Genomic DNA, 23,336 nt, shown 5'->3' on the forward strand with positions numbered 1-23,336 from the left:
CGGCGGTGAGCAGTCCCATGCCGTCGCCGAGGATCCGGCCGCTGACGCGGCGCTTGGCNGGAGGGTGGAGCGGGTGTGTCCGGCGCTCGCGGCGGCCAGGCGTCGGGTGATGGAGGCGGGCAGGTAGCCGGCGCCGGGGAGGTAGCCGGGCTCGGTGSCGTCGCCGAGGAGGGTCTCGGCGCTGACGATGAGCTTGATGGCGGTGGGGACCGGGGTGGTGCGGCTGAGGCCGCCGAGGCGGTGGATGAGGGTGTCGGTGATGATCTGGCCGCGACTGCGGTCGTCGCCCTGGTTGCGGGCCTCTTCGGCGGTCTCGTGGAGCGAGGTCATGATGGTGGAGAGGTCGGTGGCGGGCAGGACGGCGGTGAGCAGTCCCATGCCGTCGCCGAGGATCCGGCCGCTGACGCGGCGCTTGGCCCGGGCKCGCTGGTGGCGGGCGAGCCAGCCSTCTTCGTCGCGGCGCAGCACCTCGCGGCGTACGACGTCRCGCAGCCCGGCGGCGCTGCGCCTGCGTGAGGTCGGTGGTCTCGGTGGCGATGATCTCGGCGCGGCGTTCGGACAGGTCGCCGCGTTCGAGGGCGGCGAGGGTCTCGGGSAGGTCGGTCAGCAGGGCGCGGGCGAGGCGGAGCTTGCGGCGTCCCTCGTGGGGCGACTCGTGTCGGGCCAGGCCGACCTCGGTGCCGGTGCCGGCGTCCGGGTTGGGGAGGCGCCGCGTGGGTTCGAGGATCCGGCGGGCGTGGTCCTGGGCGTGGCGGTGCTGGTCGATCTCGTGGGTGATGCGGGCCTGGGTGCCGCAGATGGCGGACTTGAGGCGCTCGAGGGCGTCGAGCTGGTCGATGCCCTGGCGGGGGTCGACCGCGAGCGGGAGGTGCGACAGTGCCTCGCGCAGGGCGCGGACCTGCGCCGCGGGACCGAGGTCCCGCCGAGGAGTCGCGCCCACGTCGTCGAACATGTGTTCGATTGTACTAGTCGGGGCGTGGTCCAACAACCCTTGTCGATGCCCCTGTGCAGGGCCTCACTGGCGGGGAGGTTGACAAGACCGTCACGTACGGACTGGGCGTCGCGTCATTGCCGCGGGCCGGCGGCAGCGCAGCCAGCTGTCGATGATGGCCCCGAAGCGTTGGGCGTCAGGGGGACCGACGCAGGCCAGCGGTGCCTGCGCCACCCCGCCCACGTCGGGAATCCTCCCGGCGGAGCACCGACAGGCTCGCTGCCGTCGAGTTCCCCTTGAGTCGGGGCGCTGAAGAGGGCAGCCCATTCGGCGAGCTCCTCGTCGGACATGTGCCACGTGGTGTGCGGCTCCTCGGCTTGGCGGCGGTCAAGTCGTCTCCGCTGCTCGGCCGCTGGAAGCTCGAAGTAGCGCATCTCCACCGACGCACCGAGGTCGGCAGCTGCCTGACGTAGCGCGGAGCGCTCGTCTCGAGCCCAGAGACCGAAGTCGATGACGACGTTGATACCGAGCTCGAGTGCCCGCAGACCGATCTCGATGAGCCGTCCTTCGATCACGTCTGAGGCCGACGGCGGGTTCGCAAGACCGTAGAGGACCTTCACCCACTCGTCCTTCGTGAGGCGCAGGGCCTGCTCCTCGACCTCGATGCGCCGTGCCTCTGTGGTCTTCCCGGTGCCCGGCAGGCCTACGGTCAGGAACAGGGTCGGTCGTGTCGTCATCGCCTCCGCATCCTAATGGCGGCGAAACGGTGGTGTTCTCGAGAAGAGACGTGGTCAGACGGCGAGAACGGCCGAGGCATCCATGGGGGCGACCTCGACCCGCCAGGAATGCCGGATGGGCCGGAACGGGGGCCTGCTTGTCGTCCCACCCGACGCGGCGAATCTCGGTGTCCTGGTCACCCGCCCAGGGTTCGGGCCGCGGCGACCGCGCGGTCGTGCTCGGCAGCACAGGCGATCAGGGCGACGGATCTGACGGTGGCTCCACGACCGCTCCCTCGGTGTCTCGAGGGTCCGAGGCCAACGTCGCCTCGATGGCCTCGAGCCGCCGGGCGATGTCGGTCAGCAGGCTGAGCGCCTCGGCATCGAAGACCTCTTGCGCCTGCTCCTCCGGTTCCTGTTCCTCGCGGACGAACATGGACGCGATCGCGGCGGTGACCATGGCCATCAGCGCGAAGCCGGAGACCATGAGGACCGAGGAGACGAGCCGACCCAACGTCGACTCCGGAGCCTCGCCGATGAAGCCGACGGTGCTCATCAGCGAGAGGGCCCACCACAGTCCCTCCCAGTAGCTGGAGACCTGCCGTGACTCGAAGGCGGCGAAGCCACCACCGGTGAGGAGCACGAGGAAACCGGCGATGACGATGTAGGTGGTCAGGCGGCGGCGGAACCTGGAACCGGGTTTCTGCATGATCGACAGTCGCAGGCCGACGACGCCGGAGCCAAGGGACCTTGGTCGGTCCTGTGGTCCGTCAGCGGAAGTCGCGCGACGACGCTCGGGCCTGCAGCACCGCGCCGGCGCCGGGCACGACGACGTCGATGCCCTCGACCTTGTCCGCGATGAGGTTGGTGACGCCCTCGTTGCGCTCGAGGCGCCCGCGGATGACGACGGCCACCCGGTTGCGGGCGGCGTGCCGGTGGGCCTTCATGACCCCGACCGAGCACACGACGTTGAGCATCCCGGTCTCGTCCTCGAGGTTGAGGAAGGTGACGCCCATCGCGGTCCCCGGTCGCTGCCGGTGGGTGATGAGCCCGCCGACGTGGACGCGGCGGCCGGACTCGGCGGTGGCGAGCTCGGCGACCGAGCGGATCCCGGCGCTGCGCAGCTCGTCGCGCAGGTGCTCGACCGGGTGCCGCTCGGGCGAGACGCCCGTGGCCCACAGGTCGGCCAGGGTGATCTCCGGCTCGCTCATGCCGGGGAGGGTGGGCGCGGCCGGGGAGGGCGTGGTGCCAGGCAGGTGGTCGGCCCCTTCGGCGAAGCCGGCCGCCCACAGCGCCTCGCGTCGGTCCAGTCCCCAGGCGTCGAACGCGCCGGCGGTGGCCAGGGCCTCCAGCTGGGCGGAGGTCAGGCCCGCGCGGCGGGACAGGTCGGTGACGCCGGTGAACGGCGCCTCGTCACGGGCGGCGACGATGCGGCGTGCCACCTCGAGCCCGATGCCGCGCACCGAGTCCAGCCCGAGTCGTACGGCGAGCGCCCCGTCGCGCCGGTGGGCCGGGACCGGGTCGGGCGTGCCCGGCACCCACTCGGCGCGGGCGAACCGGGGACGGCAGCACTCATCGGGCCCGGTGGCCGTCACCGGTCCGGTCACGACCGCCTCCAGGTCGGCCTGCGCCGCGGAGCGGGTGACGTCGGGACGGCGTACGTCGACGCCGTGGCGCCGGGCGTCGCCGACCAGCGACTGCGGGGAGTAGAAGCCCATCGGCTGGTTGCGCAGCAGACCGGCCAGGAACGCCGCCGGGTAGTGCAGCTTGAACCAGGACGAGGCGTAGACCAGCAGGGCGAAGGACAGCGCGTGCGACTCGGCGAAGCCGAAGTTGGCGAAGGAGAGGATCTTGACGTAGATCGAGTCGGCCAGGTCGCCGGTGATGCCGCGCCGCTCCATGCCGGCGTAGAGCTTCTGCTTGACCGACTCGATGCGCTCGACCCCGCGCTTGGAGCCCATGGCCCGGCGCAGCAGGTCGGCGTCGTCGCGGCTGCAGTCGCCCAGGGTGACCGCCATCGCCATCAGCTGTTCCTGGAAGAGCGGCACACCCTTGGTGCGCTCGAGCACGGGAACGAGCTCGGGGTGGTCGTAGGTGACCTCCTCCTTGCCGGTGGCCCGGCGCACGTAGGGGTGCACGGCCCCGCCCTGGATGGGACCGGGACGGATCAGCGCGATCTCGATGGCGAGGTCGTAGAACTCGCGCGGACGCAACCGAGGCAGGGTGCCGATCTGGGCGCGGCTCTCGACCTGGAAGACCCCGATCGAGTCGGCCCGACAGAGCATGTCGTAGACCGCCGGCTCCTCCTTGGGCATCGTCGCGAGGTCCCACTGCTCGCCGAGGTGCTCGGCGACGAGCCGCATCATGTGGTCGAGCGCGCCGAGCATCCCGAGCCCGAGCAGGTCGAACTTCACCAGGCCCATCGACTCGCAGGCGTCCTTGTCCCACTGGAGCACCGTGCGCCGGTCCATCCGGGCGCGCTCGATGGGGCAGACCTCGCCGATGGGGCGCTCGGTGAGGACCATGCCGCCGGAGTGGATGCCGAGGTGGCGGGGTGCTCCCATCAGGTCCTCGGCCAGGGCCACCACCTGCGGCGGCACGTCGTGGGCGTCGGGGTCGCCCTGGTCGCCCGCCACGACCGACTTCCAGCCGTCGATCTGCTTGGACCAGGCGTCCTGCTGCCCGGGTGAGAAGCCGAGCGCCTTGGCCGCGTCGCGCACCGCCATCCGCGGCCGGTAGGCGATGACGTTGGCCACCTGGGCGGCGTTGCGGCGGCCGTAGGTGTCGTAGACCCACTGGATGACCTCCTCGCGCCGGTCGGAGTCGAAGTCGACGTCGATGTCGGGCTCCTCGTCGCGGTGGGCGGAGATGAACCGCTCGAAGGGCAGCCGGTAGAAGACCGCGTCGACCGCGGTGATGCCGAGGGCGTAGCAGACCGCCGAGCTCGCGGCCGATCCGCGCCCCTGGCACAGGATGCGCTGCTCGCGGGCGAAGGCGACGATGTCGTGGACGATGACGAAGTAGCCGGCGAAGTCCTTCTCGCCGATGACGCGCAGCTCGTGCTCGAGGCGCTCGCGTGCCTCGCGCTCGTGGGGGACGCCGGCGTACCTCTCGGCGAAGCCCCGCTCGGCCAGCACCCGCAGCCACGAGTCGGCGGTGTGTCCGTCGGGGATCTGCCGCTTGGGCAGCGCGGGGGAGGCCTTGCGCAGGTCGAAGGCCAGCTCGTCGGCGAGCGAGACGCTGCGGGCGACGGCCCGGCGTCCGACGTCATGGGGGTACGCCGCCAGGGCGGCGGCCGTCTCGGCACCGCTGCGCAGGTGGGCCGAGCCCGACAGGTCGAGCCAGCCGTCGAGCTCGGCCAGGCTCCTGCGGGCGCGCACCGCCGCCATCGCCGAGGCCAGCCGGCGCTGCTGCGGGGTGGCGTGGTGGACGTTGCCCGCCGCCACGACGTCGAGGCCGTGGACGGCGGCCAGCCGGGCGAGGGAGGCGTTGGTCGCGTCGGCGCCCGGACGCGGCGAGAGCTCGACGAGGACGTCCTCGAGCCCGAAGAGCGACGTGAGCCGGTCCAGGGCCTCGGCCGCTGCGGCCTCGCCCCCGCGTGCCAGAGCCTGCTGGACGGCGCCCTTGCGGCAGCCCGTCAGCACCACCCAGTGGCCGCGCCCGCGCTCGCCCAGCTCCTCGAGGTCGTAGACCGGGCGCCCCTTCTCGTCGCCGCGCAGGTGGGCGTCGGTCATCGCGGCGGCGAGCCGGTGGTAGCCCTCGACCCCCCGCGCCAGCACCAGCAGGTGGCTGCCCTCGGGGTCGGGCACACCGTTCTGCGGGCCGGTGAGGCCGAGGGAGAGCTCGGCGCCGAAGACGGTCGGCAGGTCGTACGCCGCCGCGGCCTCGGCGAGCATCGGGGCGGCGTAGAAGCCGTCGTGGTCGGTGACCGCGAGCGCGTGCAGGCCGAGGCGCACGGCCTCCTCGACGAGCTCGGCCGGCGAGCTGGCACCGTCGAGGAAGCTGAAGTGGCTGTGGCAGTGCAGCTCGGCGTAGGGGGTGACCGCGGCGGGGCGCTCGATCGACCGGGCCTCGGTGGCGGCGTGCTTGCGTCGCGACACCGGGGCGTCGTCGGCTCCGGGCAGGCCGCTGAGCCGGCGCTCGAGCTCCTTCCAGTGCATGGCGGGGTTGTTCCAGCCCATCAGCGCGTCTCCCGCCCCGCCGGTGCGTCAGTCATACGCCGCCTCCAGCGACCAGCCGTCGGGAGCGCGCACCAGCAGCCACGCGCGTCCGTCGGCACCGACGACCTGGAACCGGGCGGACGGCCCGGTGCCGCCCGACCACCAGCCCTCGTCCGTGGGCCACGGACCCGCCCACGCGGTGACCGGCTGCCACGGCAGGCCCTGCCCGTCGGTTGCGTCGCGGACCCGGAACCTCCGGGGCTCGCCACTGACGACTCCGCGGTCGGTGACGCACACCTCGTGGCCCGCGTCGTCCACGACCTCGGCGGCCGGGGGTGTGGCGAAGACCCGGACGGGCGCCGGACCCGGCACCCGTCCCGGCCACGGCCGGTCGACGGGACGCAGGTCGACCGCACGCTCGCCCCAGGGGACCAGCGCCTGCCTGGCCGCGGGACTGCGACCGCCCTGCAGCACCGGGCGGCGTACGGCGTCGAAGCCGACCATGCCCTGCACCCGGGCCACGCCCCGCTCGACGAGGTCGTCGCCCGCGCCACCCCACAGCGCCTCGCCGTGGGCGGCGGCGGGCTCGACCACCTCGGGCACGAACCTCACCCGGTCGATCGGGGCGCGCACGGTCCCCGACTCCTTGCGGGCCCGCAGCGAGCCGCCGACCGTCGCGGACTGCAGCTGCCAGTGCACCCGGTCGACCAGGTCGCGCGCGCCGAAGTGGCGCGGGTGCAGCCAGGTGCGGGTCGAGCAGACGGCACCGTCGGACTCTGCCTCGATCCGCACCCCGGTGGCGACGAGCTGGTGGTGCGCGAGCTGGGAGACGAGGCGCTCGGCGGTGGTGCGGACGCTGAAGGTGATCGCCTCGACGGAGTCCAGGGGCGGCTCGAAGGCCACGTCCACGTCGAGCTCGGGGGGCGGGGTGCGGGCGGCGAACAGCGCCCTGTCCTCGCCCCGGGCCCGTCGTCGTACGGCGGCGCCGTAGGTGCCCAGCCGGTGCTCGACGGCCTGGCCCGGGAGGTCGGCCAGGTCGCCGAGCGTCCGGAGTCCGAGCCGTTGCAGCAGGCCGACCAGCTCCCGTCCCTGGGGGCCGTCGTCCTGCAGCCGGTGCACGGGCCGGTCCCGCAGGAACGCGGCGGACCCGCCCGCAGGGACGACCGCCCAGGACTGCACGTCCGCGGTGCGAGCGGCCTGCTCGGCCGTGAACAGGTCGTCGGCGATGCCGAGCCGGACGTCCCAGACGCCGCCGTCCACCACGGCCTGGCACGCCGTCGCGGCCGCGGCGGTCTCGGTGCCGTACCAGCTGCCGGGTGCCCGGACGGCGAGCAGGCCGGGGCGCAGTGCTGCCACCCCGGGGCGCAGGTCCTCGACCGTGGCCAGGACCGGTTCGAAGGCACGGGCGTCGCGATCGGGGTTGGCGGGCAGCAGCGCCAGGTCGGGGCACCGGGCCTGGGCGTCACGGCGGCGCTGGCCCCGACGTACGCCCTCGGACCGGGCGGGACCGTTGCAGACCTCGACGACGTTGGCCGACAGCACCGCGGCGGGGGAGCGGGGCGACCTCTCGGCCTCGTCGAGCGCGGCGACCACGGACCAGTCGGGGCACCACAGCACCATGACCCTCACGAGACCCTCACCCGGACGCCTTGCGGATCTCCCGCACGCGACGGTCGACGTCGGAGTCGGCACGCTGCACCCCCGGCCACGTGAGCTCCGCCTGCCGTGGCGGTCGCGCGCCCCGCCGCAGGGCGACCCGCGCGTGACGCTCCTGGAGGTGTCCCGACCCGGACGCCGGGCCGCGCCAGCGCGACTCCTCGATGCTGAGCCGCGCCTCGACGCGCGGCCAGTCGCCGTGCACGACGAGCACCCCGGAGCGCGTGCGCAGACGCGAGTCGAGGATGCCGGCCGTGCGCTCGTCGACGCGAGCCGGCGGGCGCAGGACGACCACCCGCAGCACGTCGACCAGAGCCGCGGTCACCTCCAGCCAGTGCTCGCCGGGATCGGGAACCAGGACCGTGCGCGACAGCTCGATCCCGAGCTCCGCGGCGGCCTCCACGCCGAAGTCGGCGCACCCGGCGAACCCGACCCACTCGCCGGCCTGCGAGGCCCCGGCGGCCAGGGCGAGGGCCAGCGAGGCCGAGTCGACGGCGTACGTCGCTCCCGCGTGCAGGGGCACCAGGCTCGCCAGTCCCGGCAGCGTGGCGATGGGCTGCGTGGCAGGCTTGCGCTCCATGGCCGCGACCCGCTCGCGCAGCTGCTCGACCACCGGACGACCGGGGTCGAGCGCGGGGAGGGAGCGGCTGGTCGACACCCAGCCATGATCGAACAGGCGTTCGAACTAGTCAAGCGGGTCGGGCAGGGGTCAGGTGCCCTGGGTCCGTGCCAGCCAGACGAAGAAGCCGACGAAGGCGCCCGTCGCGAGAGCGATGATCGCGGCGGAGATGGCCAGGTCGACCAGGAGCGGCAACCGCACCGGGCGGAAGACCCCGTCCTCCTCGTGCTCGTCGCGCACCAGCGCTCGAAGCCGTTGCCTCCAGGACGATCGGCCCACTCGTGCCGCGGCCGTGGCGGGACGGTCCTCCCGCGGCCTGTCCATCGACGTGCTTGCGCGTGCTTCCACGACCCGCCACCCCCGAGATCTCCGTTGCCGGAGGCCAACCTAGACCGCGCTCGCCCCGTCGTCACGGACCTGCGTCCTCGCGACCGCCCGACTCCTGGGACCATGGGCCCCCCGGACTACTCGTCGCCTCGTTTGGACCGGAAGTACGCGAGGAGAACGCCCCCACCGATGATGACGAGGAAGGTCAGGGAAAGGATCAGGTAGACACCGGTGCTGGTGATCATTGCGAACATGCGGCCCGCACCTCTTTTCGGTCCTCGTGGGGAAGGGGCAGTCAGGCGTCGGTCTGCTGGGCTTCCTTGGCTGCCGCCTTGATGTCGTCGGCCTCGACCTTGTCGATGGCTGATTCGACGATGGCGTCGGCGCGCTCGAGCGCCTGCCGGATCTTGACGGCACCCGGGTCGGAGACGAGGGCGAGCAGGCCGGAGTGCCCGGGTGGGATCGCGTCCTCGAGCTGCTGCTCGAGCTCGCCGTGGTGGTGGCGCTGTCGCAGCTTGCCGGCGAGAGCGCCGGCGCTGCCGACCACGGCAGCGCTGCCGAGGATCGACGGCGGGAAGATCACGCCGAGGGCGATGCCGCCCACCACGCCCCACTTGAGTCCCGACTTCGTGCTGTGGTCGGTCGCCTTCTGGATCTCCAGCTTGCCCTCCGCGGAGCGGTTGACCACGATGACGCCTTCGATCTCGACGGTGCGGCCGTCCTCGACGGACTTGAGGGCCTCGTAGGCCTCCCACGCGGTGCTGGTGTCGCTGAAGTCCGCGACGAGGAGGGTGTACGCGCCGTCGGAGACCGCGGCCGCCCTGACGTCCTGCTCGGGTGTGGTGTTCTCGTCTGACATGTCTGGCTCTCCTCTGATCGGGTTTTCGCTGGTGGACGGTCGGACTTCTTCTCGGGCTCACCCGGCACGGGTGCTCAGGCGAGGGCCTTGGCCTTCAGGGTGGCGAACTCGCTCTCGTCGATGACGCCGGAGTCGAGGAGCTCCTTGGCATGGGCGATCTGCTCCGCGGACGAGGTCGGCGTGGCGGCGACCTGCTTGATGTAGTCGGCCTGGGCGGCCTGGAGCTCCTTGGCCTTGGCCACCTGTCGTTCGGTCATGCTGCGGCCGCGGGCGATCAGGTAGATCAGGGCGCCGACCCAGGGCACGAAGATGAGGAGCACGGCCCATCCGGCCTTGCCCCAGCCGCTGAGGGTGTGGTCGCCGAACAGGTCGAACAGGCAGCGGAACCAGACCATGAGGGCCGCGATCCAGATGAAGAACCAAAAGGACCACAGGAGCACTTCTCCGAAGTCGTTGGTCATGGCGTCCATGGCAGGCCTCCCGTTTCGCTGGTCCCGGTTCTGCTCGACCGGTCTGGTGGAGTCTGGGCCGTCGGTTGCGCACTGGGCTTCACCCGTAGCGGGTGAGGCCGTCCGGTCGTGCGGGACCTAGCGTCGCCGTGGTTGGAGCTCGTCGAGCTCTGGGTACCTGGGTTGCTCGAGTCGGGGAGGACATCCATGGGCGGACGAGGTGGCGCAGCCACGCAACCGGGGATCAGAGTGGGGCCGACGAGCGAGTTCAGCCTGTTCTTCCGGGTCAAGGCCGGCCAGGCACAGCCGTTGCGGGCGGCGTTGCTCGCTCTCCAGGACACTCCCGGGTATCGACCCGGCGACTACGGGATGGCGATCCAGACGATCCACGAGGCGCGCTTCGTGCTGTTCGACGACGACACCCGGCTGGCGTTCATCACGAGCTTCGACGGTCCGTGGGACGCCTACATGGAGGACTTCTTCACCTCCGGGCCCACGCTGGCGCTGTTCGACGTCATCTTCGGCCATGTGGAGGGGTACGACGGGCTGCCCGATGTCGCGGCCGTGCGTGCGTTCGTCCTCGGTGCGGAGCAGACGGCCGCCGCGTACGCCCGGAACTACGGCGGGACGGTGAAGGAGATCCGGACGGCGCAGCGTGTGAATGCCGCGTTCCAGCAGGTGCTCGACCACCCGGAGGCCGCGGAGGCTCTCCAGCATCCAGCACTGCAGCCCTTGCTGGACGAGGCCGCCGTCTAACGCCGGCCGAGACAGGACCCAACTCATGTCTGACCACATCTCGGGGCCACGTGCCCTGGCGGATCCGATCGCGGACATCACGGACGTCTACGCCTTTCCGAGCCCCGAGGTCGCAGGTCGCCTCGTCCTCGTCCTCAACACCCTGCCGATGGCCAGACCCACCGACCTGTTCTCCGCAGGACTGATCTACCGCTTCCGCCTGCGAGCGCTGACCTCGCCCGAGAGCGGTGGGTCCGGGTGGCTGTTCGTCCCTGGACCGGAGGAACTGGTCCTGGACTGCGTCTTCGATCCTCCGCAGCACGTGCCTGCTCGGGGCGCGGGCCAGTCGGAGCACCAGCAGCACGGCAGCTGCACGACACCAGCGGGGGAGCCGGTATCTTTCCGCGTCGACGACGAGCAGGGGGGCGTGGGACGGGGCATCCGTGTCTTCGCCGGACTGCGGTGGGACCCGTTCATCATGGACGCCCGCGCGGCCCTGGCCACGATCGCGACCGGCAAGCTCGCCTTCACCGACCCCGGGTCGATCTTCCTCGACGGCAAGAACGTGCTGAGCATCGTGGTCGAGATCGACACGGAGCTCCTGGCGGACTGGGTGCTCGTCGGAGTCGTGGCCGAGACCCTGACCCGTGGCGAGTTCAACGTCCGGATCGAACGGGCGGGACGCCCCGAGGTGAAGAACATGATGCTCGCGCCGAAGCAGTTCGACCCCGTCAACCGGGACCTGGAGATCCGTGACCTGTACAACATGGACGACGCGTTCCACCTCGGAGAGGCGTATCTCGGCGCCTTCAGGGCGCGGCTGGATGCCAACCTCGCCTTCTGGGACGGCCTCGACGGGCAGCAGGACTGGCCGACCGGCGAGAGCGGCGGGCACCCGCTCACCGACCTGATGCTCGCCGACTACCTCGTCCTCGACGTCACCAAGCCGTACGTCGAGCAGGGGTCGTTCCTGGAGATCGAGCTCGCCGCGCGACGGGCGGAGGCGCACGTGACCTGCGGTGGCCGGACGTTGAACGACGACGTCATGGACACGATCTTCACCCAGCTCGTCAACGCCGGCCGTGGCCCCACCATCCGCGACGGCGTCGACGCCGCCACCCGGCCGGGCACGGTCACCTTCCCCTACCTGGCGTCGCCCAACCCGGACCCGCCCGAGCCTCCCGAGCACCACTGACCGAGGAAGGGGGCTGAGGGTGGAGGACGCCATGGAGGGCGGCATGGAGAACGCATCCTTGGAGCTCGACGACATCCAGGCCGGAGCGTTGTTCGAGCGCCCCTCGCCGTACGTCGGCACCTACCTGCTGCTGCGCATCGCCGACCGTGCCGACGGCCGCGAGCTCGTACGGCGGCTGCACCGCTTGGCCATTCCGGCGTCGGGAGCCGGCTCCGCGGACGACACATCGATCACTGTCGCCTTCACCTACCGAGGGCTGGAGGCGCTCGGGGTGCCGCAGACGTCGTTGGACAGCTTCGCCCCGGAGTTCAAGCAGGGGATGGCTGCCCGTGCCGAGATCCTCGGCGACACCGGTGAAAGTGGACCCGACCACTGGGAGAAGCCGCTGGGTACTGCCGAGGTCCACGTCGCCGTCGCGGTGCTCTCCTCCGACGAGGCCACGCTCCAGGCCGTCGCCGAGCGGGCTCGCGATGCCCACGCCGAGCTTCCCGGGGTCGACCTGATCTGGAGACAGGACTGCTACCAGCTCGCCACCGGACGCACCTCCTTCGGGTTCAAGGACGGCATCGGGCAACCCGCGGTCGAGGGGAGCGGCCGACCCCCCTCCAACCCGCGCGAGCGACCTCTCCGGGCTGGGGAGATCATCCTCGGCTACCCCGACGAGACGGGTGAGCTGCCGCCCATGCCCACCCCACCGGAGCTGGGTCGCAACGGCACGTACGTGGTGTTCCGCAAGCTCCACACGAAGGTCGCTGCCTACCGGAGCTACCTGCGTGACCGGGCCACGACGCGCGCTGAGCGGGATCTTCTCGCCGCGAAGATGGTCGGGCGCTGGCAGAGCGGCGCACCCCTCGCCGTCTCCCCGGACGCCGACGACCCCGAGCTGGGGAGCGACCCCCGGCGCAACAACGACTTCCTCTACGCCGACGACCCGAGCGGTTTCAAGTGCCCGGTGGGTGCCCACGCACGCCGGGCCAATCCGCGGGACGCGCTGGACGGAGAAGGCAGCGTGGACGTCCGGCTCCACCGGATGGTCCGGCGCGGCACCAGCTACGGACCGATGCTCCCCGACGGCGTCACCGAGGACGACGGCGTCGACCGCGGCATCATCTTCGTCTTCGCGGGCGCCCACCTGAAGCGCCAGTTCGAGTTCGTCAAGACCCAGTGGCTCAACGACGGCATCTTCATCGGTGCGCCGCTCGAGTCCGACCCCCTTGTCGGGCCGCACCACGACTCGACCCGCTTCACGATCGCCCGACGTCCGATCCGCCGGAGGCTCCAGGACCTTCCGCCCTTCGTGATCACCCGCGGTGGCGAGTACTGCTTCGCCCCCGGCCTGAGCGCGCTCCGCTGGCTCGCCGACCTGGACACGTGAGGACGTCACCGAGAGAGGAAGCACCATGAGCTCATCCAGCACGGACCGTTGGGCAGCACTCGACTTCGGCCCGCCCGCGCCCGACGTCGAGGAGACCGAGGCACCCGTTCTCCTGGACTACCTCTCCGAGGGTCGCGTGGCGGTGATCACCCTGAACCGACCCCACGCCGACAACGCGATCACCACCGAGATGGGTGCCCTGCTGACCGAGGTGGTCGAGGAGATCGCGGTTCGTACCCACGTCCGGGTGGTCGTCCTGACCGGCGCCGGTGAGCGCGCTTTCTCGGTGGGAAGCGACCTGCGGCAACGCAAGGCGATGACCAAGGAGGACTGGCTGCGCCAGCGCCAGGCTTTCGACCGGACCCTGTACACGGTCCGCCAGCTGCGCAAGCCGATCTTCGCCGCCGTCAACGGGATCGCCTACGGGGGAGGCTGCGAGCTCGCGCAGAGCACCGACTTCATCATCGCCTCGACCAACGCGACCTTCGGCCAACCGGAGGCCATGCTCGGTCTGGCGGCCGGTGGCGGGTCACCTGCCCTCCTGCCCCGGCTCCTCCCGCGCGGCAGGGCCCTGCAGATGCTCCTGACCGGCGACCCGGTCGCGGCCCCGGAGGCCTACCGGATCGGGCTGGTGAACGAGCTCCACGACCCTTCGGAGCTGATGTCGGCGGCGCGGGGGATCGCCGACAAGATCGCCGGCAACTCGCCGACCGCCGTCCAGTCCGTCAAGCGTGCGGTGCAGCTGGGCGAGGGGCAGCCGATCGAGCAGGCGATCGCGATCATGATGGACGCGCATTGGCGCTCCGCGGTGCATCCCGACCGCATCGAGGGCATCGGCGCCTTCAACGACGGCCGCGAACCGACCTTCGACGACTCCGATTTCTGAGGACCTCCACCCGACCCTAGGAGACAGATCCATGACCGTCGCTGATGACCTCGAGGCGGCACGCGCCGCCCTGGTGATGATCAACCCGGCGCCCTACAACGCCGAGGCACCGCCGGCCGCTCTCGTCGGCGACGTCACCCCCACCGAGCTCCACTACGTGCGGAGCAACTTCGCCGTGCCCGATCACGACGGCACCCTCGAGATCGGCGGCGCGGTCGGCGTCCCGATGAGCCTGACCCTCGACGACCTCCGTTCCCTGCCCGCGCACGACCACACCGTCACCCTCGAGTGCGCCGGCAACGGTCGCCTGGACATGCGGCCCCTGCCGACGGGAGAGCCCTGGGGCGACTTCGCCGTCTCGACCGCCCGCTGGACCGGGGCGCTCCTGCACGAGGTGTTGGCCAAGGTCGCCCCCGCTGCGGAGGGGGTCGAGGTCGTCGCCCACGGCGCCGACCACGGCCCGTACCACCTCCAGGCGATCCTTCCCGAGACCGACCAGGACGAGCTCACCTTCGCCCGTGCCCTGGCGATCGGCGAGGCCATGGACCCGGCGTCGGGGATCCTCATCGCCTACGAGATGAACGGCCAACCGCTCGGACGCGACCACGGGGCACCGTTCCGACTGATCGTCCCTCACTGGTACGCCGTCGCGTCCGTGAAGTGGCTGAAGCGTCTCGACGTCCTCACCGAGCCCTACGCCGGCGAGTTCCAGACCGGCCACTACATCTACCAGTGGCCGGACCGACCCCACGAGCCGGTGACCCTGATGCGGGTACGCGCCCGGATCACCGACCCTGCGCCCGGCTCCACGGTCGACGCCGACACCTGCACCGTCCGGGGCAAGGCGTGGTCCGGGACCGGCCCCGTCGTTGGCGTGGACGTCAGCCTCACCGGGGAGGGCGACTGGCAGCCCGCACGGCTCGAGCCACCTCGAGGCGACTACCAGTGGCAGGACTGGAGCTTCACCTGGGACTCGATCGGTGTCGGTCGGCACACCCTGCGGGCCAGGGCGACCGACGCCGCCGGAAACGTGCAACCCGACGTGCCGCCGTGGAACCGACTCGGCTACGGCAACAACGCCATCGAGGTCATCTACGTCGACCGTCGTTGACCAGCGCGCCCGGGCGACGTGGATCATCGTCCCCCGGGCGCCGGCGGCGTCGGCGTCGTACGAGCGGACGCTCAGAGCGGGACGAGCTCCTCCGGGCGGGGATCCGCCGTCCGGTCGTCGGGCACGGTCGGGAGGTGCTGGTCGGCACCCTCGACGTCGAGGACCGGCAGGACACGGTCCAGCCACCGGGGCAGCCACCAGTTGGCGTCGCCGAGCAGCGACATGGTCGCGGGCACCAGGACCATGCGGACCAGGGTGGAGTCGATCGCGATGGCGGTCGCCAGCCCGAGGCCGAGCATCTTCAGCGACGGTATCGGGCTGCCGACGAAGCTGAGGAAGACGGCGATCATGATGAGCGCGGCCGAGGTGATGATCCGTCCCGTCCCGGCCAGGCCGCGGGCGACCGACTCGGCGTTGTCACCGGTCGCGGCGTACTCCTCCCGGATGCGCGAGAGCAGGAAGACCTCGTAGTCCATCGAGAGCCCGAAGAGGATCGGGAACATGATCACGACGATGATCGAGGTGATGGGGGTCGGCCCCTCGAGTCCCAGGAGCTCCGCTCCCCAGCCCCACTGGAAGACCATGACCAGCACTCCGTACGCCGCGCCGATCGAGAGCAGGTTCATCACGGCTGCCTTCAGCGGGACCGCCACGGACCGGAAGAGGAGCATCAGCAGGAGGAACGAGATCCCGATCACGGCGCCGACGAAGAGCGGGAGGGTCTTCCCCAGCTGGGTGTTCAGGTCGTCGGTGATCGCGGTGATCCCCGAGACATAGGTGTGGTCCGGGATGACCGACCGGACACGATCGATGGTGGCCGAGGTCTCGGCGTCGGCCGGACCACCGTCGGGAAGGGCGCTGAACACGACCGTGCTGCCGTCGGCGGAGGTCCGGGGCTCGCCCACGGACACGATGCCCGGGACGTCCGCGATCGTCGCCGACACCCTCGCCACGTCGTCGGCCCCGACGGCCGAGGACTCGCGGTCCATCACGATCGTGAGCGGGGCGTTGAACCCGATGCCGAAGCCCTCGGTGAGGAGGTCGTACGCCTGGCGGTGGGTGGTGTGCGTGGGGGCGTCACCCGCCGCCGGGAAGGCGGTCTGGATCGACAGGGCGGGCACGGCGAGAGCGGCCAGCACGGTGACCGAACCGAGGAGGTAGGGCCAGGGGCGACGCGACACGTGGTGGCCGAACCGCCACCAGCGGCTCTCCTCGGTGCGGACGGCGGGGCGGTGGCGTCGTACGACCCGGCCGGAGTCGATCCGGTCACCGAGCAGGGTGAGCAGGGCGGGGAGCAGGGTCACGGCTGCCGCGACGGCGCTCAGCACCATCAGGGCGGTGGCGAGCCCGATCGAGGTCAGGATGCCCAGGCCCGTGATGCCCAGCGCCGCGGTCGCGATCATCACGGTCCCGCCCGCGAAGACCACCGCGGTGCCGGAGGTGCTCATCGCACCGGACAGGGCTCGGGTGTTGTCCTGGCCCGCCGACCGGTTCTCCCGGTAGCGGGCGACGACGAACAGCGCGTAGTCGACGCCCACGCCCAGCCCGACCAGTCCGGCCACGGCGATGGCGGAGACCGACACGTCCATCGTGCCGGCCATCAGCATGATGCCTCCGATGGAGGCGCCGACGGCGACGAGGGACAGCCCGATCGGCACGATCGCCGCGACGGCCGTCCCGAAGACGACGAGCAGCACGACCAGGGCCACGAGCAGGCCGATCGCGGTGTGGGACGAGGTCTCGTCCGCGGCGTTGAGGAAGACGGCGTCGCCCCCGAGCTCGACCTGGAGGTCGGGGGACCCCATCGAGGAGACGGCCTCGGACAGGACCGCGAACGCCGGCTTGCCGATCTCGCGCTCGGGCGAGTCGAGGGTCATGACGGCGTACCCGATCCGCCCGTCCTCGGAGATCGTGCCGGCCGTGAACGGGTCGGCCACCGACTCGACGCGGGCGACGCCGGACGCGTCGTCGAGGACCCGCGCGATCTCGTCCCGGTGCTCGTCGAGCGTCGTGCCCTCGCGAGCCGCGAGCACGACCATGGCCGACCCCTTGGCGGCCTCGGGGAAGCCGTCGTCGAGCAGCTCCAGCGCCGTGGCGCTCTGGCTGTCCGGCGCGGAGAAGTCGTCGACGAACGTGCCTCCGACCGCGATGGCCAGGAAGAAGACCGCCCCTGTGACGGCGAGCCAGCCGGTGATGGTGCGCCACGGGTGCCTGGCGCTGGCGGACGCAATGCCGCGAGTGAGCTTCTGCATGATCGTGCCCTTCGGGAGTGGGGGTGCCGGGTCGGCCTGCTGCATGGCCGGAACCTAGGGACGGACGTGGTGAGCGCGGCTCACCAGAGGTGGTGAAGGAGGTGGTGAACCCTGCGGCGCCGGGTGCTGTCTGGACCAGCGACGTCGCAACCCCTCGCGAGGAGGAAGGATGGAACGGGTCATGCCGCACCCGCTGATCGAGACCAAGCTCTACCTGCCGTCGCCGCGGCCCGGACGCGTGGCGCGTCCGCGCCTGCGCGAGCGACTCGACCGAGGGCTCGCGGCGAAGCTCCTGGTGGTCTCGGCCCCGGCCGGCTTCGGGAAGACCACCCTGCTGGTCGACTGGCTGGCGTCCGCCGGCGGGGCGCGCGACGGCGAGCAGGTCCGCGGGGCGTGGCTGGCCCTCGACGCGGCGGACAACGATCCCGCACGGTTCTGGCGCTACGTGGTGGGCGCCCTGCGCACGGTTCTTCCGGGCGTCGGCCAGGACGCGCTCGGACTCCTGGAGGACTCGCGGCCACCGGCCGTGGAGCTGGTGCTGACCACGCTCCTCAACGAGCTCTCGGCGCTCGACCTGGACACCGTCCTCGTGCTGGACGACTACCACGTCATCGATGCACCCCCCGTCCACGAGGGGATGGCCTTCCTCCTCGCCCACCTGCCCGCCCGCCTGCACCTGGTGCTCGCCACGAGGAGCGACCCACCCCTTCCGCTGCCGCGACTGCGTGCCAGCGGCGACCTCGTCGAGGTCCGGGCCGCCGACCTCCGCTTCACGGCGCAGGAGGCGGCGTCGTACCTGAACGACGTCATGGGACTCGAGCTGGGACCGGACGACGTGCACGCGCTCGAGGGCCGGACGGAGGGCTGGATCGCCGCCCTGCAGCTCGCCGCACTGTCCATGACCGGCCGCACGGACGTGTCCGGCTTCATCGCCGGCTTCACCGGCGACGACAGGTACGTCGTCGACTACCTCGTCGAGGAGGTGCTGCAGCGACTGCCTGTCGACCTCCGGGACTTCCTGCTGCGGACCTCCGTCCTCGACCGGATGACCGGCTCGCTGTGCAACGCCCTGACCGGACGGGTGGACGGTCGCAGCGTGCTCGAGGCGCTGGAGCGGGACAACCTGTTCGTGGTCCCCCTGGACGATCGTCGTCACTGGTACCGCTACCACCACCTCTTCGCGGACGTCCTGCGCGGGAGGCTCCTGGACGAGCAGCCGGGCGTGGTGACGGGGCTGCACACGACGGCTGCGACCTGGTACGAGCAGCAGGGCGACGTCGAGGAGGCGATCCGGCACTCGCTGCTCGGCGAGGACTTCGAGCGTGCGGGGGAGCTCGTCGAGACGGTCCTGCCGGCGTTCCGGAGGGACCGTCGCGAGGCGACCCTGCGGGGATGGCTCGAGGCCCTGCCGCGACCGGTCCTGCAGGACCGTCCGATCCTCGGCAACGCCCTGGCGGGTGCCCGGATGTCCACCGGGGAGTTTGACGGCGTCGACGACCTGCTGGACGCGACCGAGGAGTGGATGCGCGGCGTTGGCCACGCGCTGGAGGGGCGAGCCCGAGGAGCCGCCGTGGACGAGGAGTACCGGCGCCTGCCCGCCGACCTGGCAGTCCACCGGGCGGGTCTCGCGCTGGTGCGCGGCGACGTCGAGCAGACGGTGACGCACGCACGCGCCGCGCTCGACCTGGTGGGGGAGGAGGACCACGTGTCCCGGGGGGCCGCCCTCGCGCTGGGTGGACTGGCCGCGTGGTCGACCGGGGACCTGGAGACCGCGCACACGGCCTACGCTGCGTGCCTGGTCGAGTTCGAGCTCATCGACCACGTCTCGGACGTGCTGGGCTGCTCCATCACCCTGGGTGACATCGAGGTCGTCCAGGGTCGACTGCGCAGCGCCGCGCGCACCTATCGAGCAGCCCTGGACCTGGCCGACCGCCACCACAGGCCGGTGCTGCGGGGCCGTGCCGACATGCACGTCGGGCTGGCCGCCCGACACCTCGAGGCCGACGACCTCGCCGCGGCTCGTCAGGAGCTCGCCCGATGTCGCGAGCTGGGGGAGTCCGCGGGTCTCCCGCAGGACGCCTACCGCTGGCGCGTGGTCCTGGCCGGGATCTGCGAGGCGGAGGGTGACGTCGAGGGTGCTGTCGATCTCCTCGACGAGGCCGAGCGGCTCTACGTGGGCGACTTCTCGCCCCCTGTCCGACCGGTCCCGGCGGTCCGCGCCAGGACGTGGGCCAGGCACGGGGCGGTCGACGCCGCCCTCGACTGGGCCGACCGGGTCGGCCTGTCCCTCGACGACCCCCTGAGCTACCTGCGCGAGTTCGAGCACCTGACGCTGGCGAAGGTGCTGGTGGCCGACGCGCGGCACCACGAGGGCGGCGACCTGTCCCTCGTGGTCACCTTCCTCGACCGGCTGCTCGAGGCCGCCACCGAGGGGGGACGGGGCGGATCGGTCGTCGAGATCCAGGTGACCCGCGCCCTGGCCCTCCAGCAGCTCGGCGACGACGAGGGGTCCGTGCGAGCACTCGCCGCGGCCCTCGGGCTCGCGGAGCCGGAGGGGTACGTCCGCACCTTCCTCGACGAGGGTGTACCCATGGCCACCCTGCTGGCCGCGGTCGAGCGGCGCGCGCCCTCGGCGTACGTGCGCCGCCTGCGGTCGGCGTCCTCCCCGGCTCCGGCGACGCAGCCGGTCCCGAGGCGGTCGGGGTCCGCCCACGTCGTGCCGGTCGAGCCCCTGAGCACGCGCGAGCGCGACGTGCTCCGCCTCCTGGACACCGAGCTGAACGGTCCGGAGATCGCCCGCGAGCTCGTGGTCTCGCTGAACACGGTGCGCACCCACACCAAGAACCTGTACATGAAGCTCGGCGTGACGAGCCGCCGCGCGGCCGTCCGGCGCGGCAGGGAGCTGGACCTGCTCTGACCGACAGCGGCTTTCTCACCACGACAATCACCACCTGTGGTGAGGCCTGCTCACCTCGTGGGCTCCTAGCGTCCACGGCATGGACCAACTACGCACCGCCGTCGACCCCGCGCCGGACGAGGGGTGGTACCGCATCCGTGTCCGGGGACGCCTCGACCAGAGGTGGAGCACCTGGTTCGGCGACATGAGCCTGACCGGCGGCGAGGACGGCACCACGGTGCTGCGAGGGCGGGTCGGTGACCAGGCGGCCCTCCACGGCCTGATCGAGAAGGTCCGCGACCTCGGTCTCACCCTGCTCGAGGTCAGCCACGAGGCACCGGACGCAGCCGCGGAGCCGGACCGATGAGCACGACCGGAGTGGCAGGGTGTCGGCATGCACGTCGCCAGGATCGGGTTCACCCCGCTCAAGGGGGGCCGGCACCGGGCCCACGAGGCGGTGCGGCTGACCCGGCGCGGGCCGGTGGGGGACCGGATGTTCTGTCTCGTCGATCCGGACCGCGACCGTTGCCTGCGCACCGTGGAGAGCCCCACCCTGCTCCAGACCTCCGTCGCCTGGGACGGGACGGTCCTGACCGCCGAGCTCCCGGCGGTGACGGTGAGCGCCGCACCGGTGCCGACCCCGGAGGTCCGAGAGGTCGACTACTGGGGTCGGACCGCCGCCCTCCGGGTCATGGACGGGCCGTGGGCCGCGGCGTACTCCACCCACCTGGGCCGCGAGGTGGTGCTGGCCCGCGCCGCGCCGGGCGAGGTCGTGTACGGCGCCGTGGTCACCCTGGTCACCAGGAGCTCGCTGGCGCGGCTGGCCGAGGAGGTCGGCGCGCGGGTGGACGGTGCGCGGTTCCGGTCGACGTTCGAGCTGGACGGCGACGACCTGGCGCCGATGGTCGAGCGGGACTGGGTCGGTCGCCGGTTGCGGATCGGCGACGCCGAGCTGCGGATCCGGGGCATAGTGCCGCGCTGCGCGGTGGTCGACCTCGATCCGGCGACCGGCGTCCGTGACCTGCCCCTCGTCAAGGCGCTGGCCTCGTTACGTCAGCCGGGCGGCGGGGTGGTGTTCGGCGTCGATGCCGACGTCGTCGTGCCGGGCCAGGTCACGACCGGCGACCCCGCCGAGCTGTCGGACCGCTAGCGCCACTCGTAGGCGCCGAGGTCGACCCTGCCGACGGCGGGTCGGCGCACCTGCCGCGTCGGGTGGACGTACTCCCAGGTCGCCCGCCACCGTGGGGGAACTCGGGCGCCCCGGTCGATCGCAGGGGAGCCGGCCACCAGCCGGAAGTCGTCGCCGGCGGCGTCGACGAAGGCGGCCGGTCCCACCCGTCGGTTGGCCTTCGCCGGCACCCCGGCCAGGTCGGTGAGGTCACCCGGCCCGACCAGCAGGTTGTTGCGCAGGTGGGCCCGGGTGCCCTCGGCGAGGGCGACGTAGGTGCCGCTCGTCCGGCGGTTGACGAAGGTGTTGTTGACCACCCAGAGCCGGCGCGAGGCCCGGGTGAGGCCCTCCGCGCCGTACGAGACCAGGGTCGGGTTCTCCGAGGCGGGTCCCTGGATGACGACGTTGCCGGCGACCAGCGAGCGACCGCCCTCGGGCAGGTCGATGGAGTAGCTCGCGGTGGTGCCGGCGTCGGTGATCCGGTTGCCGACGATGGTGTTGGTGGCGGCGCGGGACTTGACCTCGTGCCCGACGTCGGCACCGCGGAACCAGGTGCCGGTGACGGTGAGCGAGCGCACGGCGCCGACGTACAGGTTGTGTGTGTAGCCGTCCCCGCCGCCGTTCTGGAAGAAGCGGGAGCGCCGGATGACGATGTCGCTGACCGGGTTCGCGCCGGTCAGGATGCCGTTCTCGTTGTGGTGGAACCAGCTGCGTGTCACCGTCAGGCCCGCCCCCTCCTGGCGGATGCCGGCGCCGTTCCGGTCAGGGACCGCCGCCCCGCTGAGCTCGATGCGGTCGACCGTGGTGCCGTCGCCCGCGATCACCCAGATCGCCTTTCCCTGGGCGCTCCGCCCGTCCGCCGCCAGGTGCGCGCGACCATTCACACCGCGCAGGGTCAGGCCGTCCTGGGTCCAGGTGGCCACGTCGCCGACGTACGTCCCCGCGTCGATCAGCACCGTGTCGCCGTCCCCCGCGACCGCGGCGGCTGCGCTCGGGGCGGCGAGGGTCCGCCCCGGTCCCACGTGCCACGTGCGAGGTGAGCGCTCGGCCGCCACCGGTGCCGCCGGCCCGCCGACGGTCAGGAGGGTCGCGCACAGGACCACCGCACAGCTCCGCGCCGTTCGCATCGCGCCATTGTGGGGCCTCGGCTTCCGACCCGGGGGCCGGGGCCGGCGGCCGCGTCAGGCCTCGGTCGCCTCGGCGAGGGGCGCAGCGCCGGCGTCCTTCCCGAGCAGCCAGGCGTAGGTCGCTCCGGCGATCGCCGCCCCCGCCAGGGGCGCGGCCCAGAACACCCACAGCTGTGCCAGGGCGTCGGTCCCGGCGAACAGGGCGGGTCCCGTGGAGCGGGCCGGGTTCACCGACGTGTTGCTCACGGGGATGCTCACCAGGTGGATCAGGGTCAGGGACAGACCGATCGCGAGTGGCGCGAAGCCCTTGGGTGCGCGGGTGTCGGTCGCACCCAGGATCACGTAGAGGAACACCGCGGTCAGCACGATCTCGATCACGATGACCGCGAGCAACGAATAGCCGTCCGGCGACCGGTCGCCGTACCCGTTCGTGGCGAAGCCGGAGTCCTTGGCGCTGAAGCCGTCCTTGCCGTTGGCGACGACGAAGAGCACCGCTGACGCCGCGATGGCCGCCGCCACCTGGGTCACGACGTAGGGCACGACGTCCGCCCAGCGGACCCGACGCCCCAGGGCGAGGCCCAGGGTCACCGCCGGGTTGAAGTGCCCCCCGCTGACGTGGCCCACGGCGTAGGCCATGGTGAGGACGGTCAGGCCGAAGGCGAACGAGACGCCGAGGAACCCGATACCCACGTCCGGGACGCCCGCGGCGAGCACGGCGGCACCACACCCACCGAGGACGAGCACGAAGGTGCCGAGGAACTCGGCCGCCAGTCGTTGGGCCAGGGAGTGCTCGTCCATGGGGCCTCCTGAGATCTCGGCCTGGGACGACTCCGGTGCGTGGACCGCGCGGCGTGGTCACCTCTGGCGTGGGGTT

At 72.0% G+C, this 23,336-nt stretch carries 19 protein-coding genes; 8 read left to right on the forward strand and 11 right to left on the reverse strand.

Features of this window, described 5'->3' with window-relative positions; all coding sequences use genetic code 11:
• Positions 1-1,065: 1,065 nt before the first annotated feature.
• The 8 genes from ASG94_RS15670 to ASG94_RS15700 form a co-directional block, all read right to left on the reverse strand.
• Positions 1,066-1,668 (reverse strand): AAA family ATPase, encoded by a 603-nt coding sequence (locus tag ASG94_RS15670; RefSeq protein ID WP_082624249.1) that lies wholly within the window; start codon positions 1,666-1,668, stop codon positions 1,066-1,068.
• 235 nt (positions 1,669-1,903) lie between these two features.
• On the reverse strand, positions 1,904-2,356 hold the full coding sequence (locus tag ASG94_RS15675) for a potassium channel family protein (RefSeq protein WP_056927420.1): 453 nt from the start codon (positions 2,354-2,356) through the stop codon (positions 1,904-1,906).
• 61 nt (positions 2,357-2,417) lie between these two features.
• Positions 2,418-5,828 carry an error-prone DNA polymerase gene (locus ASG94_RS15680; RefSeq protein WP_056927421.1) on the reverse strand — a complete coding sequence of 1,137 codons (3,411 nt, stop codon included), beginning with the start codon at positions 5,826-5,828 and terminating at the stop codon, positions 2,418-2,420.
• Positions 5,829-5,855: 27 nt separating this feature from the next.
• Positions 5,856-7,427 carry a Y-family DNA polymerase gene (locus ASG94_RS15685; protein ID WP_156411665.1) on the reverse strand — a complete coding sequence of 524 codons (1,572 nt, stop codon included), beginning with the start codon at positions 7,425-7,427 and terminating at the stop codon, positions 5,856-5,858.
• 16 nt (positions 7,428-7,443) lie between these two features.
• On the reverse strand, positions 7,444-8,121 hold the full coding sequence (locus ASG94_RS15690) for a hypothetical protein (RefSeq protein WP_056927423.1): 678 nt from the start codon (positions 8,119-8,121) through the stop codon (positions 7,444-7,446).
• 51 nt (positions 8,122-8,172) lie between these two features.
• Positions 8,173-8,322, reverse strand: a complete 150-nt coding sequence (locus ASG94_RS21765; RefSeq protein ID WP_156411623.1) for a hypothetical protein — start codon at positions 8,320-8,322, stop codon at positions 8,173-8,175.
• 382 nt (positions 8,323-8,704) lie between these two features.
• Complete coding sequence (locus tag ASG94_RS15695) at positions 8,705-9,268, reverse strand: DUF1269 domain-containing protein (RefSeq protein WP_056927424.1); 564 nt, start codon at positions 9,266-9,268, stop codon at positions 8,705-8,707.
• A gap of 74 nt (positions 9,269-9,342) precedes the next feature.
• Complete coding sequence (locus tag ASG94_RS15700; RefSeq protein WP_200958147.1) at positions 9,343-9,729, reverse strand: SHOCT domain-containing protein; 387 nt, start codon at positions 9,727-9,729, stop codon at positions 9,343-9,345.
• A 141-nt stretch (positions 9,730-9,870) separates the two neighbouring features.
• On the opposite strand from ASG94_RS15700, the gene ASG94_RS15705 reads away from it, so the two are divergent.
• The 5 genes from ASG94_RS15705 to ASG94_RS15725 are packed head-to-tail and all read left to right on the forward strand — an operon-like array spanning position 9,871 to position 15,019.
• Complete coding sequence (locus ASG94_RS15705) at positions 9,871-10,473, forward strand: hypothetical protein (protein WP_156411624.1); 603 nt, start codon at positions 9,871-9,873, stop codon at positions 10,471-10,473.
• 25 nt (positions 10,474-10,498) lie between these two features.
• A complete protein-coding gene (locus ASG94_RS15710) occupies positions 10,499-11,647 on the forward strand; it encodes a DUF4331 family protein (RefSeq protein ID WP_056927427.1) in 1,149 nt (382 codons plus the stop codon).
• A 19-nt stretch (positions 11,648-11,666) separates the two neighbouring features.
• Positions 11,667-13,022: a Dyp-type peroxidase gene (locus tag ASG94_RS15715; protein WP_235537294.1), complete on the forward strand. Its 1,356-nt coding sequence runs from the start codon at positions 11,667-11,669 to the stop codon at positions 13,020-13,022.
• A gap of 25 nt (positions 13,023-13,047) precedes the next feature.
• Complete coding sequence (locus ASG94_RS15720) at positions 13,048-13,908, forward strand: enoyl-CoA hydratase/isomerase family protein (protein WP_056927429.1); 861 nt, start codon at positions 13,048-13,050, stop codon at positions 13,906-13,908.
• Positions 13,909-13,939: 31 nt separating this feature from the next.
• A complete protein-coding gene (locus ASG94_RS15725) occupies positions 13,940-15,019 on the forward strand; it encodes a sulfite oxidase (RefSeq protein ID WP_056927430.1) in 1,080 nt (359 codons plus the stop codon).
• A gap of 71 nt (positions 15,020-15,090) precedes the next feature.
• Here ASG94_RS15725 and ASG94_RS15730 read toward each other — a convergent pair whose 3' ends face one another.
• A complete protein-coding gene (locus ASG94_RS15730) occupies positions 15,091-17,316 on the reverse strand; it encodes an MMPL family transporter (RefSeq protein ID WP_200958148.1) in 2,226 nt (741 codons plus the stop codon).
• Between the two features lie 124 nt (positions 17,317-17,440).
• Between ASG94_RS15730 and ASG94_RS15735 the strand changes: the two genes are divergently transcribed.
• The 3 genes from ASG94_RS15735 (at position 17,441) to ASG94_RS15745 (ending at position 21,317) form a co-directional block, all read left to right on the forward strand.
• Positions 17,441-20,188 carry a LuxR C-terminal-related transcriptional regulator gene (locus ASG94_RS15735; protein WP_235537295.1) on the forward strand — a complete coding sequence of 916 codons (2,748 nt, stop codon included), beginning with the start codon at positions 17,441-17,443 and terminating at the stop codon, positions 20,186-20,188.
• Between the two features lie 79 nt (positions 20,189-20,267).
• Positions 20,268-20,534: a hypothetical protein gene (locus tag ASG94_RS15740; protein ID WP_056927431.1), complete on the forward strand. Its 267-nt coding sequence runs from the start codon at positions 20,268-20,270 to the stop codon at positions 20,532-20,534.
• Between the two features lie 27 nt (positions 20,535-20,561).
• Positions 20,562-21,317, forward strand: coding sequence for an MOSC domain-containing protein (locus ASG94_RS15745; RefSeq protein ID WP_056927432.1), 756 nt, complete (start codon positions 20,562-20,564; stop codon positions 21,315-21,317).
• Here the strand turns inward: ASG94_RS15745 and ASG94_RS15750 are convergent.
• On the reverse strand, positions 21,314-22,462 hold the full coding sequence (locus ASG94_RS15750; protein WP_082624250.1) for a right-handed parallel beta-helix repeat-containing protein: 1,149 nt from the start codon (positions 22,460-22,462) through the stop codon (positions 21,314-21,316). The two genes, ASG94_RS15745 and ASG94_RS15750, sit on opposite strands and share 4 nt — an antisense overlap.
• Before the next feature lie 54 nt (positions 22,463-22,516).
• Positions 22,517-23,260 (reverse strand): aquaporin Z, encoded by a 744-nt coding sequence (gene aqpZ, locus ASG94_RS15755; protein WP_200958149.1) that lies wholly within the window; start codon positions 23,258-23,260, stop codon positions 22,517-22,519.
• Positions 23,261-23,336: the final 76 nt, after the last annotated feature.

It is taken from the genome of Nocardioides sp. Soil805 (assembly GCF_001429625.1).
GTDB lineage: Bacteria > Actinomycetota > Actinomycetes > Propionibacteriales > Nocardioidaceae > Nocardioides.

Excerpts from the sequence above, each read along its gene's own strand:
- ASG94_RS15750 (WP_082624250.1), bottom strand. The coding sequence starts at position 22,462 with ATGCGAACGGCGCGGAGCTGTGCGGTGGTCCTGTGCGCGACCCTCCTG.
- aqpZ (WP_200958149.1), bottom strand. The coding sequence starts at position 23,260 with ATGGACGAGCACTCCCTGGCCCAACGACTGGCGGCCGAGTTCCTCGGC.
- ASG94_RS15730 (WP_200958148.1), bottom strand. The coding sequence starts at position 17,316 with ATGCAGCAGGCCGACCCGGCACCCCCACTCCCGAAGGGCACGATCATG.
- ASG94_RS15695 (WP_056927424.1), bottom strand. The coding sequence starts at position 9,268 with ATGTCAGACGAGAACACCACACCCGAGCAGGACGTCAGGGCGGCCGCG.
- ASG94_RS15745 (WP_056927432.1), top strand. The coding sequence starts at position 20,562 with ATGCACGTCGCCAGGATCGGGTTCACCCCGCTCAAGGGGGGCCGGCAC.
- ASG94_RS15720 (WP_056927429.1), top strand. The coding sequence starts at position 13,048 with ATGAGCTCATCCAGCACGGACCGTTGGGCAGCACTCGACTTCGGCCCG.
- ASG94_RS15735 (WP_235537295.1), top strand. The coding sequence starts at position 17,441 with ATGGAACGGGTCATGCCGCACCCGCTGATCGAGACCAAGCTCTACCTG.
- ASG94_RS15700 (WP_200958147.1), bottom strand. The coding sequence starts at position 9,729 with ATGACCAACGACTTCGGAGAAGTGCTCCTGTGGTCCTTTTGGTTCTTC.
- ASG94_RS15675 (WP_056927420.1), bottom strand. The coding sequence starts at position 2,356 with ATGCAGAAACCCGGTTCCAGGTTCCGCCGCCGCCTGACCACCTACATC.
- ASG94_RS15680 (WP_056927421.1), bottom strand. The coding sequence starts at position 5,828 with ATGGGCTGGAACAACCCCGCCATGCACTGGAAGGAGCTCGAGCGCCGG.
- ASG94_RS15740 (WP_056927431.1), top strand. The coding sequence starts at position 20,268 with ATGGACCAACTACGCACCGCCGTCGACCCCGCGCCGGACGAGGGGTGG.
- ASG94_RS15670 (WP_082624249.1), bottom strand. The coding sequence starts at position 1,668 with ATGACGACACGACCGACCCTGTTCCTGACCGTAGGCCTGCCGGGCACC.
- ASG94_RS15710 (WP_056927427.1), top strand. The coding sequence starts at position 10,499 with ATGTCTGACCACATCTCGGGGCCACGTGCCCTGGCGGATCCGATCGCG.
- ASG94_RS15685 (WP_156411665.1), bottom strand. The coding sequence starts at position 7,427 with ATGGTGCTGTGGTGCCCCGACTGGTCCGTGGTCGCCGCGCTCGACGAG.
- ASG94_RS15725 (WP_056927430.1), top strand. The coding sequence starts at position 13,940 with ATGACCGTCGCTGATGACCTCGAGGCGGCACGCGCCGCCCTGGTGATG.